Genomic DNA, 15,693 nt, shown 5'->3' on the forward strand with positions numbered 1-15,693 from the left:
CTCCGCTTCGCCCGGCGTGCCGGCGCGAAGCCGGGACTCAGGTCGACGCGGCGCGGATCGGTTCCGGCAGCGGCGCGCTCTTGCCGGTCTGGGTGTCCATCCACACGACCACGACGTTGCCGTCGGAATAGAGCACGCTGTCGTCGGCCTGGTCGACGATGCGATGGCCGATGGTGACGCTGCTGCTGCCGAGGCGGTCGACGTACAGCTCGACCATCACGTCGTGCGGCCAGGTCAGCGGGCGGCGGTAGTTGATGTTGTTGGCGGCGACCACCGGGGCGATGCGGTCGCGCATCGACACGCCCGGCACGGTGAGCAGCCAGCGCACGCGCGCCTCTTCCAGGTAGGCGACGTACTTGGCGTTGTTGACGTGGCCCATGCTGTCCATGTCGCGCCAGCGGACGCTGATCGGGATGCGCGCGAGCAGCTTGCGCGTCTCGCCGTTGGCGGGGGTGTCGGTCATGCGGATGCCTTCTTCTTGCTCTTGGCGTTCTTGCGCGGCGGCAGCACCGGCGCGCGCGGCGTGGCCGCGGGCTTGGTGCCCTTGGCCGTGGTCGACGGCAGCAGCTTCGCGAGGAAGCGGCCGGTGTGCGAGGCCGGGTTGGCGGCGATCTCCTCCGGCGTGCCGGTGGCGATGATCTGGCCGCCGCGGTGCCCGCCTTCCGGGCCCAGGTCCACGACCCAGTCGGCGGTCTTGATCACGTCGAGGTTGTGCTCGATCACCACGATCGTGTTGCCCTCGTCGCGCAGGCGGTGCAGCACGCCGAGCAGGTGCTCGATGTCGTGGAAGTGCAGGCCGGTGGTCGGCTCGTCGAGGATGTACAGGGTGCGGCCGGTGTCGCGGCGCGACAGCTCCTTGGACAGCTTCACGCGCTGCGCCTCGCCGCCGGACAGGGTGGTCGCGCTCTGGCCGAGCTTGACGTAGCTCAGGCCCACGTCGACCAGGGTCTCGAGCTTGCGCGCGATCGACGGCACCGGCTCGAACAGCTTCAACGCGTCCTCGACGGTCATCTCCAGTACGTCGTGGATGCTGTGGCCCTTGTACAGGATGTCCAGGGTCTCGCGGTTGTAGCGCTTGCCGCCGCAGACGTCGCAGGGGACGTACACGTCCGGCAGGAAGTGCATCTCGACCTTGATCAGTCCGTCGCCCTGGCAGGCCTCGCAGCGGCCGCCGCGTACGTTGAAGCTGAAGCGTCCCGGCGAGTAGCCGCGCGCGCGCGCTTCCGGCACCTGCGCGAACAGCTCGCGCAGCGGGGTGAACAGGCCGGTGTAGGTGGCCGGGTTCGAACGCGGGGTGCGGCCGATCGGCGACTGGTCGATGTCCACGACCTTGTCGAACAGGTCCAGGCCATCGATCTCGCGGTACGGCGCCACCGGGTGCGAGGCGCCGTTGATCTCGTTGGCAGCCAGCGCGAACAGGGTGTCGTTGACCAGGGTCGACTTGCCCGAGCCGGACACGCCGGTGACGCAGGTCATCAGCCCGGCCGGGATCTCCAGGTCCACGTCCTTGAGGTTGTTGCCGCTGGCCCCGCGCAGGTGCAGGGTCATCTTCGGGTTGGGCTTGTGCCGCTTTGCCGGCACCTCGATCTGGCGCTTGCCCGACAGGTACTGGCCGGTGATCGAGCGCGGCGACTTGAGGATGTCCTGCAGGCTGCCTTCGCCGACGATCTCGCCGCCGTGCACGCCGGCGCCGGGACCGATGTCGAGGATGTGGTCGGCCGAGCGGATCGCGTCCTCGTCGTGCTCGACCACGATCACGGTGTTGCCCAGGTCGCGCAGGCGGGTGAGGGTGCCGAGCAGGCGCTCGTTGTCGCGCTGGTGCAGGCCGATCGACGGCTCGTCGAGCACGTACATCACGCCGACCAGGCCGGCGCCGATCTGGCTGGCCAGGCGGATGCGCTGGGCCTCGCCGCCGGACAGGGTGTCGGCCTTGCGCTCGAGCGTCAGGTAGTCCAGGCCGACGTCGACCAGGAAGCCCAGCCGCTCGTTGATCTCCTTGACGATCTTGGCGGCGATCTCGCCGCGCCAGCCGGTCAGCTTGAGGCTGCTGAAGAACGCCAGCGCCTCGTCGATCGGCAGCACCACCAGCGAGGGCAGGGCGCGGTCGGCGACGAACACGTTGCGCGCGGCGCGGTTCAGGCGCGCGCCGCCGCAGTCCGGGCACGGACGCTCGCTGATGTACTTGGCCAGCTCCTCGCGCACCGCCGGCGACTCGGTTTCCTTGTAGCGGCGCTCGAGGTTGTTGATGATCCCCTCGAAGCGGTGCTTGCGCTGGGTGCGGCCGCCGCTCTCGGTGAGGTAGGTGAAGGTGACCAGCTCGTCGCCGCTGCCGTACAGCACCGCCTGGCGCGCATCCTCCGGCAGGTTCTGCCAGGGCGTATCCACGTCGAAGCGGTAGTGGCGGGCCAGCGAATTGACCAGCTGGAAGTAGTAGGCGTTGCGGCGGTCCCAGCCGCGCACCGCGCCGGCGGCCAGCGACAGCTCCGGGTGCGCGACCACGCGCGCCGGATCGAAGAACTCGGCCACGCCGAGGCCGTCGCAGGACGGACAGGCGCCCATCGGCGCGTTGAACGAGAACAGGCGCGGCTCCAGGTCCGGCAGCGAGTAGTCGCAGACCGGGCAGGAGTACTTGGAGGAGAACAGCTGCGCCGGCGCCGACGGATCGTCCAGCGACATGACCATGGCCATGCCGTCGCCGAGCTTGAGCGCGGTCTCGAAGGATTCGGCCAGGCGCTGCTTGATGTCCTCGCGCGGGCGGAAGCGGTCGATCACCGCCTCGATGGTGTGCTTCTGGCGCAGCGCCAGCGGTGGCACCGCGTCGATCTCGTGCAGCTCGCCGTTGACCCGCACGCGCACGTAGCCTTGCGCGCGCAGCTGCTCGAACACCTGGGCGTGCTCGCCCTTGCGCTCGCGCACCACCGGCGCCAGCAGCATCCAGCGCTGCTCCGGGTCCAGCGCCAGCACCTGGTCGACCATCTGGCCGACGGTCTGCGCCTCCAGCGGGTAGCCGTGGTCCGGGCAGCGCGGGATGCCGACGCGGGCGTAGAGCAGGCGCAGGTAGTCGTAGATCTCGGTGATCGTGCCGACGGTCGAGCGCGGGTTGTGCGAGGTCGACTTCTGCTCGATCGAGATGGCCGGCGACAGGCCGTCGATGTGGTCGACGTCCGGCTTCTCCATCACGCTGAGGAACTGCCGCGCGTAGGCCGACAGCGACTCGACGTAGCGGCGCTGGCCCTCGGCGTAGATGGTGTCGAACGCCAGCGACGACTTGCCGGATCCCGACAGGCCCGTGATCACGATCAGCTTGTCGCGCGGGAGGTCGAGATCGATGTTCTTGAGGTTGTGGGTACGGGCGCCGCGGATGCGGATCGTGTCCATCGCCATCGGGCAGGGGTCCGTTGTGGCTGGGGGGAGAGGCCGCGCAGGACGACCAATCGATCAGCCTACCGGGCTGCCTATTTGGGGGCAATCGGCGGAATTGCCAGCCCGTGGCGCAGGGGCGGATGCAATGGTTCAGCTGTGGCGGCGACCCGTACTGCGTCGACTGACGGGCGCACTCCGGTGGCGAGCGGCCATCCTTCCGGGAAGGTCCTGGCGTCGATGCGCTGGTGAGCCTGCAGGCTCGCCGGCCCTGCCGCGGTTCCCCCGGCATGCCGGCCGCCGACCCGGGCCCGGTTTGCCGGTGGGTACCGGCGGATTCCATGCGGTTCGGCCGGTCGGCGCATGGTCTGCTCGCGGAGCAGGCCTTCCGGACTGCCAGGCGGGCGTTCCGGACCCTGTCCCCGAAGGCGGCAGCCCCCGCGGGGCGGCCAGTCCCGGCCGGTGGGGGTGGTTGCGCCTAACCGGCTGAAATCCTTATAATCCCGCTTCTGACCGCCCTCGATGGCGGCAGCGACCACAATAACTACAGAGGAATGCCTGGTCATGTACGCAGTTCTGGTAACCGGCGGTAAGCAATACCGCGTGGCGCAGGGCGAAACGCTCCGCGTCGAGAAGCTCGAGGCCGAAGCCGGCTCCGAGATCAAGTTCGACAACATCCTGCTGCTGGGCGACAGCGACGGGATCAAGGTCGGTGACGCGCTCAAGGGCGCCAGCGTGACCGCCAAGGTCGTCGGCCACGGCCGCGCCGACAAGGTCCGCATCATCAAGTTCCGCCGCCGCAAGCACCACATGAAGCGGCAGGGCCACCGCCAGCACTACACCGAAATCGAAATCACCGGCATCGCCGGCTAATCAGTAAGGAGAATCCGTCATGGCACACAAAAAGGGCGTAGGCTCCTCGCGCAACGGCCGCGATTCCAACCCGAAGTACCTGGGCGTCAAGATCTTCGGCGGCCAGGCCGTCGAAGCCGGCAACATCATCGTCCGCCAGCGCGGCACCCAGTTCCATCCGGGCGCCGGCGTCGGCCTGGGTCGCGACCACACCCTGTTCGCGCTGGTCGACGGCAAGGTCGAGTTCTCGACCAAGGGTCCGGCCAAGCGCCGCACCGTCAGCGTCGTCGCCGAGGTCTGATCGCGCGCCGCGCCCGCGGGCGTGGCCGGATCGACGCGAAAGCCCCGCTCCGGCGGGGCTTTCCGTTTCCGGCGCCCGCGAACCCCATCCCGCCGGCCGGTCTCGCCGCGCCGTCGCGCCGGTAGACTGTGCCGGCGCCGCATTCCCCATTCCAGGTCCTGTTCCCCATGAAGCTCGTCGACGAAGCTGAAATCGAGGTGATCGCCGGCAACGGCGGCAACGGCTGCGTCGGTTTCCGCCGCGAGAAGTTCATCCCGCTGGGCGGGCCGGACGGCGGCGACGGCGGCAACGGCGGCAGCGTCTGGCTGGTGGCCGACGAGAACCTCAACACCCTGGTCGACTTCCGCCACGAACGCATCTTCCGCGCCCAGCGCGGCGAAAACGGCATGGGCCGGCAGATGTACGGCAAGGGCGGCGAGGACCGGATCATCACCGTCCCGGTCGGCACGGTGGTGACCAACGTCGAGACCGACGAGGTCATCGGCGACCTCACCCGGCACGGCGACCGCCTGCTGGTGGCCCGCGGCGGCAAGGGCGGCCTGGGCAACATGCACTTCAAGAGTTCGGTCAACCGCGCGCCGCGCCAGGCCACGCCGGGCGAAGCGGGCGAGCACCGCACCCTGCGGCTGGAGCTGAAGCTGCTGGCCGACGTCGGCCTGCTGGGCTTCCCGAATGCCGGCAAGAGCACCTTCATCCGCGCCGTTTCCGCGGCCACGCCGAAGGTGGCGGACTATCCGTTCACCACGCTTTACCCGAACCTGGGCGTGGTCAGCGTCGAAGCGCACCGCAGCTTCGTCATCGCCGACATCCCCGGCCTGATCGAGGGCGCGGCCGACGGTGCCGGCCTGGGCGCGCAGTTCCTGCGCCACCTGCAGCGCACCCGCCTGCTGCTGCACCTCGTGGACATCTCGCCGATGGAGGGCGGGGTGGAGGGCGTCAGCCCGGTCGAGCAGGTACGCGCGATCGAGCGCGAGCTGGGCAAACACGATCCGGAGCTGCTGGCCAAGCCGCGCTGGCTGGTGCTGAACAAGGCCGACCTGATGTTCGAGGACGAGGCCAGGGCGGCGGCCGCACAGATCGTGGCCGAGCTGGGCTGGGAGCAGCCCTGGTTCCTGGTCTCGGCGCTGGGCCGCGAGGGCACCTGGCCGATCATGCTCGAAGTGATGACCTTCCTGGACCGGCTGCGCATCGCCGAGGCGGAAGCGGAAGACGATGCCGCGCGCTGAGCAGGTGCGGCAGACGACAAAAAACCCGGCCGGGGCCGGGTTTTTCATTGCGCGCCTGGCCGGTGGCCGGGCGGCGGGAGCGCGGGCCGCGAAGCCCGCGCAAGCCGGATCAGGCGGCCTTGAGCGCCTTGATGCGGGCGTTCAGGCGGGCCTTGTGGCGGGCAGCCTTGTTCTTGTGGATCAGGCCGCGGGCGCTGAAACGGTCCAGGATCGGCTGGGCGGTAGCGAAGGCCGCCTCGGCGCCTGCGGCGTCGTTGGCGTCCAGGGCCTTGAGGACCTTCTTGACGGCGGTACGGAGCTGCGAACGCTGGGCGGCGTTGCGCGCATTGCGCACGACGGTCTGCTTGGCGCGCTTTTTGGCGGACTTGATGTTGGCCACGGCAGTGGATTCCTGGAAAACGGGTGCGAAAACAGAATGGTGGAGTACAGCGAACGCGAAATTATGGCGGATTCAAGCACTTGGGTCAACAGGCCCCGGGCGGCCCGCGCCGGGCGGCCGGAGGCTTTCCGATGAGCGGTCCGCGGCTGCTGCGTTCGACCGCGGTGTTCAGCGCGATGACCCTGCTGTCGCGCCTCGCCGGTTTCGCCCGGGACATGCTGCAGGCGACCCTGTTCGGCACCGGCGGGGCGATGAGCGCCTTCATAGTCGCCTACCGCATCCCGAACTACCTGCGCCGGGTGTTCGCCGAGGGCTCGATGGCGATGGCCTTCGTGCCGGTGCTCAACGAGATCAAGGAGCGCGGCGACAAGGCCGCGCTGAAGTCCTTCATCGACCACATGGCCGGCGCGCTGTGCGCGGTGGTGATGGTGGTCTGCGCCGCCGGCATGCTGGCCGCGCCGCTGATCGCGCGGCTGTTCGCGCCGGGCTGGGCCGAGGAGCCCGAGCTGCTGGCCCAGACCGCGCAGATGCTGCGGATCACCTTCCCGTACCTGCTGTTCATCTCGATGATGTCGCTGGCCGCGTCGGTGCTCAACAGCGCCGGCCGGTTCGGCCTGCCGGCGTTCACCCCGGTCCTGCACAACCTGACCATGATCGCGGCGATGCTGTGGCTGGCGCCGCGCTTCGACGTGCCGCCGCGCGGCCTGGCCTGGGGCGTGCTGGTGGCCGGCGCGCTGCAGCTGGCCCTGCTGTGGGGAGCGCTGGGGCGGATGGGGCTGCGGCCGCGGCTACGGCCCGGCTTCTCCCACCCGGACGTGCGCAAGGTCGCGAAGCTGATGCTGCCGACCCTGTTCTCGTCCTCGGTGGCGCAGGTGAACCTGATCGTCGGCACCGTGTTCGCTTCGCTGCTGGCGGCCGGCAGCATCGACTGGCTGTACTACTCCGATCGGCTGGTCGAGTTCCCGCTGGGCCTGTTCGGCGTGGCCCTGGGTACGGTGATCCTGCCGCACCTGTCGCGCCGGCACGCGGCCGAGGACGCGGAGGGCTACAACGCCTCGCTGGACTGGGGCCTGCGCATGGCCATGCTTGCCGGCGTGCCCGCCGGGCTGGGCCTGCTGCTGCTGGCCGAGCCGATCACCGCCACGGTCTACAACTATGGGCACTTCACCGCCTTCGACACGCGCATGGCGGCGTACAGCCTGTCGGCGATGAGCGTGGGCGTGCCGGCCTTCATGCTCAGCAAGGTGCTGGCCCCGGCGTTCTTCTCGCGCCAGGACACGCGCACGCCGATGCGCGCGGCGATCTGGACGGTCGTGGCCAACGTGGTGCTGACCGTGGCCATCGTCACCCCGCTGTGGCGCGCCGGTACCGAGGGCGGCCACGCCGGCATCGCCCTGGCCACCGCGCTGGCCGGCATCGTCAACGCCGCGATCCTCTGGCATGTGCTGCGCAAGTCCGGCCTGTACCGGCCACAGCCGGGCTGGGGCGTGTTCGCCCTGCGCATGGGCGCGGCCTGCATGGCGATGGCGGCGGTGGTGCTGGCCGCCCGGGCCTGGATCGGCGACTGGACCGCGATCGACGGCGCGGTGCCGCGCGTGGTCTGGCTGCTGGTGGCGATCGCCGCCGGCGCGGCCGCCTACGGCCTGGTGCTGCTGGCCCTGGGCCTGCGCCTGCGCCACCTGCGGCACTGACCGTTCCCCGTCCGCGGGCGGCGAAAACCGCCCCGGCCAGGCCGCCGCAAGGCCCATGCCGGCTATACTTCGGCGTTCGGCCCCGGGCCGGCGCCTGGCCGGCGCCGCGGGGCTGTCCCTCCGGTCATGACGAGATAGATGAGCAGGCTGTTCCGTGACGTCGATGGCGGGTCCTTGTGCCCGCGCGGCAGCGTGGTCTGCATCGGCGCCTTCGACGGCCTCCACCTGGGCCACCGGGCGCTGCTGCGGCACGCCGTGGCGCGGGCGCGGGCGCTGGGCGTGGATGCGGTCGCCCTCAGTTTCGAGCCGCTGCCGCGCGAGTACTTCGGCCGCGGCAACCCGCCGCCGCGGCTGACCCTGCCGCGCGACCGGATCCAGCTGCTGCTGGGCGAGGGCCTGGACCGCCTGGGCCTGCTGCGCTTCAACGCCGCGCTGGCGGCGATGCCGGCCGAGGAGTTCGTGCACCGCGTGCTGGCCGGCCGGCTGGGCGCGCGCGAGGTCTGGATCGGCCCGGAATTCCGCTTCGGCAACCGCCGCGGCGGCGACCTGGCGCTGCTGCAGGCGATGGGTTCCGAACTGGGCTTCAGCGCCGGGGAAATCGCCCCGGTCGAGGCCGGCGGCGAGCGCGTCTCCAGCACCCGCATCCGCGAGGCCCTGGTCGCCGGGCGCTTCGACGATGTCGCCGCACTGCTGGGCCGTCCCTACGCCATCGGCGGGCGGGTGGTGCGCGGCCGCCAGCTCGGCCGCACCCTCGGCTTCCCCACCGCCAACCTGCGTTTCCCCAGGACCCCGGCGCTGGCCGGGATCTACGCCACTCTCGTCCATGGCCTGGAAGAGGCCGGTGGCCGGCCGTGGCCGTCGGTGTCCAGCTTCGGCACCCGTCCGACCGTGGACGGGGTGGAACCGCTGCTGGAAGCCCACCTGTTCGATTTCAGCGGCGACCTCTACGGGCGCCACCTGCGGGTCGAGTTCGTCGCCAAGCTGCGCGACGAGGAGAAATTCCCCGACCTGCCGACGCTGACCGCCCAGATGCACCGCGACGCGGCCGAGGCCCGTCGCATACTCGCCGCCACCACCGCGGACGCCCCGCACCCCCATCTCGAAGCCGCTGCGCAACGGTAGAGCCGTGACCCAAGACTACAAAGCCACCCTGCACCTGCCCGCCACGGATTTTCCGATGCGCGGCGACCTGCCCAAGCGCGAGCCGCACACGCTCGAGCGCTGGGAGAAGGAAGGCCTGTACGCCCAGCTGCGCGCGCACGCCAGGGGCCGGCCGCTGTTCGTCCTGCACGACGGCCCGCCGTACGCCAACGGCGCGATCCACCTGGGCCACGCGGTCAACAAGATCCTCAAGGACATCATCGTCAAGTCGAAGTACCTGGCCGGCTTCGACGCGCCGTACATCCCGGGCTGGGACTGCCACGGCCTGCCGATCGAGATCGCGATCGAGAAGAAGTACGGCAAGGTCGGCGTCAAGCTCGACGCCACCGAGTTCCGGCAGAAGTGCCGCGAGTACGCCGAGTCGCAGATCGAGATCCAGCGCAAGGACTTCAAGCGCCTGGGCGTGATCGGCGACTGGGACAACCCGTACAGGACGCTCAACTTCCGCTTCGAGGCCGACGAGATCCGCGCGCTGGCCAAGATCGTCGACAACGGCCACCTGACCCGCGGCGTCAAGCCGGTCCACTGGTGCTTCGACTGCGGCTCGGCGCTGGCCGAGGCCGAGATCGAGTACCAGGACAAGGTTTCCCCGGCGGTCGACGTGGCCTACGCCGCGCGCGACGGCCAGGCGGTGGCGCGCGCCTTCGGCGTCGAGCTGCCGGAAGGCGTCGAGGTGGCGGTGCCGATCTGGACCACCACGCCGTGGACGCTGCCGGCCTCGCTGGCCATCTCGATGGGTCCGGAACTGGAGTACGCGCTGGTCGAAGGCCCGGCCCACGACGGCCGCCGCCGCTGGCTGGTGCTGGCCGACGCGCTGGCCGAGCGCGCGCTGGCGCGCTACGGCGTGGCCGGCGTCACCGTGCACGGCCGCGCCGCTGGCGCCGCGCTGGAGCACCTGCAGTTCGCCCATCCGTTCTACGACGAGCGCGACATCCCGATCATCCTCGGCGGCCACGTGTCGGCCGACGACGGTACCGGTGCGGTGCACACCGCGCCCGGCCACGGCCAGGACGACTACGTCGTCAGCAAGGCCTGCGGCATCATCGACCGCTACACCGCGGCCCAGCTCAACCCGGTCGACGGGCGCGGCGTGTACCTGCCGTCGACCCCGGCCGCGCATGGCGTCGAACTGGCCGGCCTGCACATCTGGAAGGCCAACGACACCATCATCGAGGTGCTCCGCGCCAGCGGCGCGCTGCTGGCCGCGTCGAAGCTGGAGCACAGCTACCCGCACTGCTGGCGCCACAAGACCCCGATCGCGTTCCGCGCCACCCCGCAGTGGTTCATCTCGATGGACCAGGCCAACCTGCGCGCCGACGCGCTGCAGGCGATCAAGGGCGTGAAGTGGTATCCGGAATGGGGCCAGGCGCGCATCACCTCGATGGTCGAGGGCCGCCCGGACTGGACCATCTCGCGCCAGCGCACCTGGGGCGTGCCGATCGCGCTGTTCGTGCACCGCGAGACCGGCGAGCCGCATCCGCGCAGCAGCGAGCTGATGCGCCAGGTCGCCGACCGCGTCGAGCAGGGCGGGGTGGACGTGTGGTACGCGCTGGACCCGGCCGAGCTGCTCGGCAACGAGGCCGCCGAGTACGAGAAGATCACCGACATCCTCGACGTCTGGTTCGACTCCGGCGTCACCCACGAGGGCGTGCTGCTGGAGCGCGGCCTGGGCAAGCCGGCCGACCTGTACCTGGAAGGCTCGGACCAGCACCGCGGCTGGTTCCAGTCCTCGCTGCTGACCGGCGTGGCCATCGACAAGGCCGCGCCGTACCGGCAGTGCCTCACCCACGGTTTCACCGTGGACGAGCACGGCCGCAAGATGTCCAAGTCGCTCGGCAACGGCATCGAGCCGCAGGACATCATGAAGAACCTTGGCGCGGACATCCTGCGCCTGTGGATCGCCTCGGCCGACTACTCCAACGAGATGTCGCTGTCGCAGGAGATCCTCAAGCGCAACGCCGATGCCTACCGCCGCATCCGCAACACCGCGCGCTTCCTGCTGGCCAACCTGCACGGCTTCGAGCCGGTGCGGGACCTGCCGGCGCTGGAGGACATGGTCGCCCTCGACCGCTGGATCGTGCATCGCGCCTGGGAAGTCCAGGAGAAGATCAAGGACGCCTACGGGCGCTACGACTTCGCCGCGATCGTGCAGGCGCTGCTGAACTTCTGCAGCGTGGACCTGGGCTCGCTGTACCTGGACGTGACCAAGGACCGCCTGTACACGATGCGCGAGGATTCGCGCGGCCGCCGCAGCGCGCAGGGCGCGATGTACCGCATCGCCGAGGCCTTCGTGCGCTGGATCGCGCCGATCCTCAGCTTCACCGCCGACGAGCTGTGGGGCTACCTGCCGAAGGCAACGCCGGAGGGCGAGCGCCTGGGCAACGTGCTGTTCGCCACCTGGTACGAAGGCCTGGCCCCGCTGCCGGCCGGCGCCGAACTGGGCAGCGGGGATTTCGACCGCCTGCTGGCCCTGCGCGAGCAGGTGGCCAAGGTGCTGGAGCCGATGCGCGCCAACGGCCAGATCGGCGCGGCGCTGGAGGCGGAGATCACCATCACCGCCGGCGCCGACACCGCCGCCCACCTGCAGCCGCTGGCCGAGGAACTGCGCTTCTTCTTCATCAGCGGCGACGTGTCCGTGGTCCCGGCGCAGACCGACGACATCTTCGTCAGTGCCGCGCCGACGACCAAGGCCAAGTGCGTGCGCTGCTGGCACCACCGCGCCGACGTAGGCACGGTGGCGGAGCATCCGGAACTGTGCGGGCGCTGCGCCAGCAACGTCGACGGTGCCGGCGAAGACCGGCGGTGGTTCTGATGACCACGGCCCGGCCCCGTCCCAACGCGATCGTGTGGCTGCTGCTGTCGGCGGCGGTCATCGTCCTCGACCAGTGGAGCAAGGCCTGGGTGCTGTCCAGCCTGCCGGAGTACACGGCGGTGCCGGTGGTCGAGGGTTTCTGGAACTGGTACCGGACCTACAACACCGGCGCCGCGTTCAGCTTCCTCGCCAACGCCGGCGGCTGGCAGACCGTGTTCTTCACGGCCTTGGCCTTCGCGATCAGCGGCCTGCTGGGCTGGTGGCTGTGGCGCACCCCGCGCGGCCACTGGCGCCAGGCCGTGCCGTACGCGCTGGTGATCGGCGGCGCGCTGGGCAACGTGGTCGACCGCCTGGTCCACGGCCACGTGGTCGATTTCATCCAGTGGTACTGGCGCGACTACTACTGGCCGTCGTTCAACGTGGCCGACGCGGCCATCGTCGCCGGCGCCATCGGCATCGCCCTGTCCGGCCTGTTCGATGGCGACCGGGGCAAGAGCGGTTCATGATCGCGGTGCCACGCTATTGCATGGCCTTCCCGGGCCCGTAACCGAAGACCCCATGGACGTCATCCTCGCCAATCCCCGTGGTTTCTGCGCCGGCGTCGACCGCGCGATCGAGATCGTCAAGCGCGCCATCGAGACCCTCGGCGCACCGATCTACGTGCGCCACGAGGTCGTGCACAACCGCTTCGTCGTCGACGACCTGCGCGCCCGCGGCGCGATCTTCGTCGAGGAACTGGACGAGGTGCCCGACGGCAACACGGTGATCTTCAGCGCCCACGGCGTCTCCCAGGCGGTGCGCGCCGAGGCCGACCGCCGCGGGCTGAAGGTGTTCGACGCGACCTGCCCGCTGGTGACCAAGGTCCACCTGGAAGTGGCGCGCCACTGCCGCGCCGGCCGCGACGTGATCCTGATCGGTCACGCCGGCCACCCCGAGGTGGAAGGCACGATGGGGCAGTGGAAGGCCGACAGCGCCGGCGGCTCGATCTACCTGGTCGAGGACATCGACGACGTCGCCAGCCTCGTCGTCAGCCAGCCGGACAACCTGTTCTACACCACCCAGACCACGCTCTCGGTGGACGACACCCGCGGCATCATCGAGGCGCTGCAGCAGCGCTTCCCGGCGATCCAGGGGCCGAAGAACGACGACATCTGCTACGCCACGCAGAACCGCCAGGACGCCGTGCGCGAACTGGCCGCGCGCTGCGACCTGGTGCTGGTGGTCGGTTCGCCGAACAGCTCCAACTCCAACCGCCTGGCCGAGCTGGCCCGGCGCGAGGGCGTGGAGTCGCACCTGATCGACGGTGCCCACGAGATCGACCCGGCGTGGGTCGTGGGCAAGCAGCACATCGGCCTGACCGCCGGCGCCTCCGCACCGCAGGTGCTGGTCGACGGCGTGATCGCGCGGCTGCGCGAGCTGGGCGCCGCTGCGGTGAGCGAACTGGACGGCGAGCCGGAGGACATGGTCTTCGCCCTGCCCAAGGAACTGCGCCTGCAGCTGGTGGACTGAGCCTCGCCGCGGCAAGGCCGCAGGCCTACACCATCCGGATGTCGAGCTGGCGCAGGCGGCGCAGGATCCCGAACAGCAGCGCGCTGCGCACCCCGCCGGCCTGGCGCGGGGTGGCGACGAAGCCGGTGGCGTTGAAGATCATCTGGCCCTTGTCGATGCCGTCGAGGGTCACGCCCGGCGCCGGCGCGTCGAGGATCGCCGGGTGTTCGCGGAACGCCTCCAGCAGCAGCTCGCGCACCAGGTCCGCGTCGGTGGACAGCGGCATCGGCAGCACGATCTTCACCAGGCCCTCGGCGTTTGAATAGGTGCGGTTGCGCACCGTCTTGGTGATCAGCTCCGAGTTCGGCACCAGCACGGTGGTGCGGTCGCCGGTCTGGATCTCGGTGGCGCGCACGTTGATCCGGCGGATGTCGCCCTCGGCGTCGCCGACCACCACCCAGTCGCCGACCTTCACCGGCCGCTCGGCCAGCAGGATCAGGCCGGAGATGAAGTTCTGCACGATCGCCTGCAGGCCGAAGCCGATGCCGACCGACAGCGCGCTGGCGATCCAGGCAATCCGCTCCAGGCCCACGCCGATCGCGGCCAGCGCCATCGCCAGCGCCAGCACCATCGTGCCGTAGCCGAACAGGGTGACGACCGAGGCGCGCATGCCCTCGTCCATCTTCGTGGTCGGCAGGTAGCGCCGCGCCAGCCAGCGCTTGAGCAGGTGGAAGGCGGCGCTGGCCAGCAGGAACACCGCCAGCGCGCGGACCACGTTGGCCGGGCTGAGCACCAGTTCGCCGATGGTGATGCCGCGGGCCAGGCCGAGGGCGCGCGCGACCAGGTCCTCGCCGCTGGCCCCGTACGGCATTGCCAGCGCGATCAGGCCCAGCAGCGCCAGCAGCACGCGCAGCACCGCCGAGGCCACCACCGCCGCGCGCTCGACCAGCAGCGGATCCAGCCCGTAGCGGCTGCTGACCCGGCGCCCGGCCACGCCCTTGGCGCCGAGCACGGCACAGGCCAGGTCGTCGGCGAAGCGCATCGCAAGGAACAGGGTGGCCAGCACCACGCCGGTCCACACCAGCTGCAGGGCGATGAAGCCGGACAGGGCCACGTGTCCGGTCAACAGGCCGAGCAGGGCCAGCGACGCGCACACCCAGCCGATGCTGGTGGCGAAATTCATCCACGGCCGGAAATGCGGCTTCGGCGCGGCGGCATCGGGCTGGGCTTCCACCTCGGCGCGCGCGGCCGCCGACTGCAGGCGGCGGATGCGCAGCAGCGCCCACAGCACCACGAAGGTGGAGACCAGCGCCGCCAGCGCGGTCAGCGCCACCGCCAGCGGCAGGCTGGCGTTGACCAGGGCGCCGAGCCGCTGCGGGAAGGTCGCGAGCACGATCGCCAGCGCCGCCGCCAGGGGCAGCGGCCGCAGCGTGCGTGCGCCCTCGTCGGAGATCGCCGGCAGCCGCCACGATGGGCTGCGCACGGCCAGCAGCACCGCGCCAAGCGTGGTCACGAAGGTGCCGAACACCAGCAGGCCGCCGGCAAGCCGGGCGAGCTGGGCGACGGCCGCCGGGGCATCGGCCGGCAGCAGCGCCGCGCGCAGCAGGCTCACGATCCACCAGGCCGCCAGCGTCGACAGCAGCAGCCGCGCCACCGCCGGCGCCGAGCGGCGCAGGCGTCCGGGCGGGATATGCCGGCCGACCAGCTTCGGCACGGTGCGCGCGCCGAACCAGCCGACCACCACCGCGACCAGCGCGGCCAGGGCCAGCAGCAGCGGCGAACGCACCGGGCCGGCGCGCCAGTGCCCCGCCACGGTTTCGCGCGTCTGCTGCCACAGGCCGAGCACGCGCGCCTGGTCGCGGCCGCGGCTGTCGGCCAGCTCGCTCCAGAAGCGCGGGTTCCACGGCGGGGTGGTGCGGCGCGACAGGGTCTGGTGGAACGCCGCCTGCCGCTGCGCAGCGATCCGGTCCAGCAGCTGGCCGCTCTCGACCACGGTCAGCCGGGCCTGGCGCAGTTCGGCGTCGACCTCGTTGCGCTGCTCCTGCAGCTCGCGGCGCTCGCGGGTGACATCGGCGGATTCCTGGCCCGTGGCTGCCGGGCCTTCGCCCAGCTCGGCCAGGCGCGCGTCCAGGCTGTCCAGCTGCGGGCCGCGCTCGGCGATGGTCTTCTCGGCCAGCGCCTGGATCTTCAGCACCGCCTCGCGCGAGGCCTGCAGCGAGGGGTCGTCGTCCTGCTCCGGCAGGGCCGCGCCGATCTTCTCCAGCTGTTGCCGGGCCTGGTCCAGCGACGGCGCCTGCGCGAAGGCCGGCATGGCCAGCAGCAGGGCGAGCAGGACGGTGAAGACGGCGGTCAGGCGGGCCGGGAAGCGCATGCGGCGGCAGGTCGTTGCAGAGCGGCTAACTTAACACCCGCCGCCGGGGGCC

The 15,693-nt window shown here is 70.8% G+C and carries 12 protein-coding genes; 8 read left to right on the forward strand and 4 right to left on the reverse strand.

Features of this window, described 5'->3' with window-relative positions:
* Positions 1–37: 37 nt before the first annotated feature.
* Positions 38–463 (reverse strand): acyl-CoA thioesterase, encoded by a 426-nt coding sequence (locus M503_RS0100375; protein ID WP_028918513.1) that lies wholly within the window; start codon positions 461–463, stop codon positions 38–40.
* The gene (gene uvrA / locus M503_RS0100380; protein WP_051414047.1) at positions 460–3,384 is read right to left on the reverse strand and encodes an excinuclease ABC subunit UvrA; all 2,925 of its coding nucleotides are present in this window, start codon (positions 3,382–3,384) and stop codon (positions 460–462) included. The genes M503_RS0100375 and uvrA overlap by 4 nt, the downstream gene beginning before the upstream one ends.
* A 540-nt stretch (positions 3,385–3,924) precedes the next feature.
* On the opposite strand from uvrA, the gene rplU reads away from it, so the two are divergent.
* The 3 genes from rplU (at position 3,925) to cgtA (ending at position 5,739) form a co-directional block, all read left to right on the forward strand.
* Positions 3,925–4,233: a 50S ribosomal protein L21 gene (gene rplU, locus M503_RS0100385; RefSeq protein ID WP_024868094.1), complete on the forward strand. Its 309-nt coding sequence runs from the start codon at positions 3,925–3,927 to the stop codon at positions 4,231–4,233.
* A gap of 19 nt (positions 4,234–4,252) precedes the next feature.
* Positions 4,253–4,513, forward strand: a complete 261-nt coding sequence (gene rpmA, locus M503_RS0100390; RefSeq protein ID WP_024868095.1) for a 50S ribosomal protein L27 — start codon at positions 4,253–4,255, stop codon at positions 4,511–4,513.
* A 167-nt stretch (positions 4,514–4,680) separates the two neighbouring features.
* A complete protein-coding gene (gene cgtA, locus M503_RS0100395; RefSeq protein WP_028918515.1) occupies positions 4,681–5,739 on the forward strand; it encodes an Obg family GTPase CgtA in 1,059 nt (352 codons plus the stop codon).
* 109 nt (positions 5,740–5,848) lie between these two features.
* Here cgtA and rpsT read toward each other — a convergent pair whose 3' ends face one another.
* Positions 5,849–6,118 carry a 30S ribosomal protein S20 gene (gene rpsT, locus M503_RS0100400; protein ID WP_024868097.1) on the reverse strand — a complete coding sequence of 90 codons (270 nt, stop codon included), beginning with the start codon at positions 6,116–6,118 and terminating at the stop codon, positions 5,849–5,851.
* A 146-nt stretch (positions 6,119–6,264) separates the two neighbouring features.
* Between rpsT and murJ the strand changes: the two genes are divergently transcribed.
* From murJ to ispH, 5 genes are all read left to right on the forward strand, one after another.
* On the forward strand, positions 6,265–7,809 hold the full coding sequence (murJ, locus tag M503_RS0100405) for a murein biosynthesis integral membrane protein MurJ (RefSeq protein WP_428992206.1): 1,545 nt from the start codon (positions 6,265–6,267) through the stop codon (positions 7,807–7,809).
* A 138-nt stretch (positions 7,810–7,947) separates the two neighbouring features.
* The gene (locus M503_RS15315) at positions 7,948–8,931 is read left to right on the forward strand and encodes a bifunctional riboflavin kinase/FAD synthetase (protein WP_051414048.1); all 984 of its coding nucleotides are present in this window, start codon (positions 7,948–7,950) and stop codon (positions 8,929–8,931) included.
* A 4-nt stretch (positions 8,932–8,935) separates the two neighbouring features.
* Positions 8,936–11,782, forward strand: coding sequence for an isoleucine--tRNA ligase (ileS, locus tag M503_RS0100415; RefSeq protein ID WP_028918517.1), 2,847 nt, complete (start codon positions 8,936–8,938; stop codon positions 11,780–11,782).
* Complete coding sequence (lspA, locus tag M503_RS0100420) at positions 11,782–12,288, forward strand: signal peptidase II (protein ID WP_028918518.1); 507 nt, start codon at positions 11,782–11,784, stop codon at positions 12,286–12,288. Before ileS ends, lspA begins: the two co-directional genes overlap by 1 nt.
* Before the next feature lie 52 nt (positions 12,289–12,340).
* On the forward strand, positions 12,341–13,291 hold the full coding sequence (ispH, locus tag M503_RS0100425) for a 4-hydroxy-3-methylbut-2-enyl diphosphate reductase (protein ID WP_028918519.1): 951 nt from the start codon (positions 12,341–12,343) through the stop codon (positions 13,289–13,291).
* A gap of 25 nt (positions 13,292–13,316) precedes the next feature.
* Here the strand turns inward: ispH and M503_RS0100430 are convergent, their stop codons facing one another.
* Positions 13,317–15,641: a DUF3772 domain-containing protein gene (locus tag M503_RS0100430; protein WP_028928057.1), complete on the reverse strand. Its 2,325-nt coding sequence runs from the start codon at positions 15,639–15,641 to the stop codon at positions 13,317–13,319.
* Positions 15,642–15,693 lie beyond the last annotated feature (52 nt).

This window comes from Pseudoxanthomonas suwonensis J47 (assembly GCF_000513955.1).
Taxonomy (GTDB): domain Bacteria; phylum Pseudomonadota; class Gammaproteobacteria; order Xanthomonadales; family Xanthomonadaceae; genus Pseudoxanthomonas; species Pseudoxanthomonas suwonensis_C.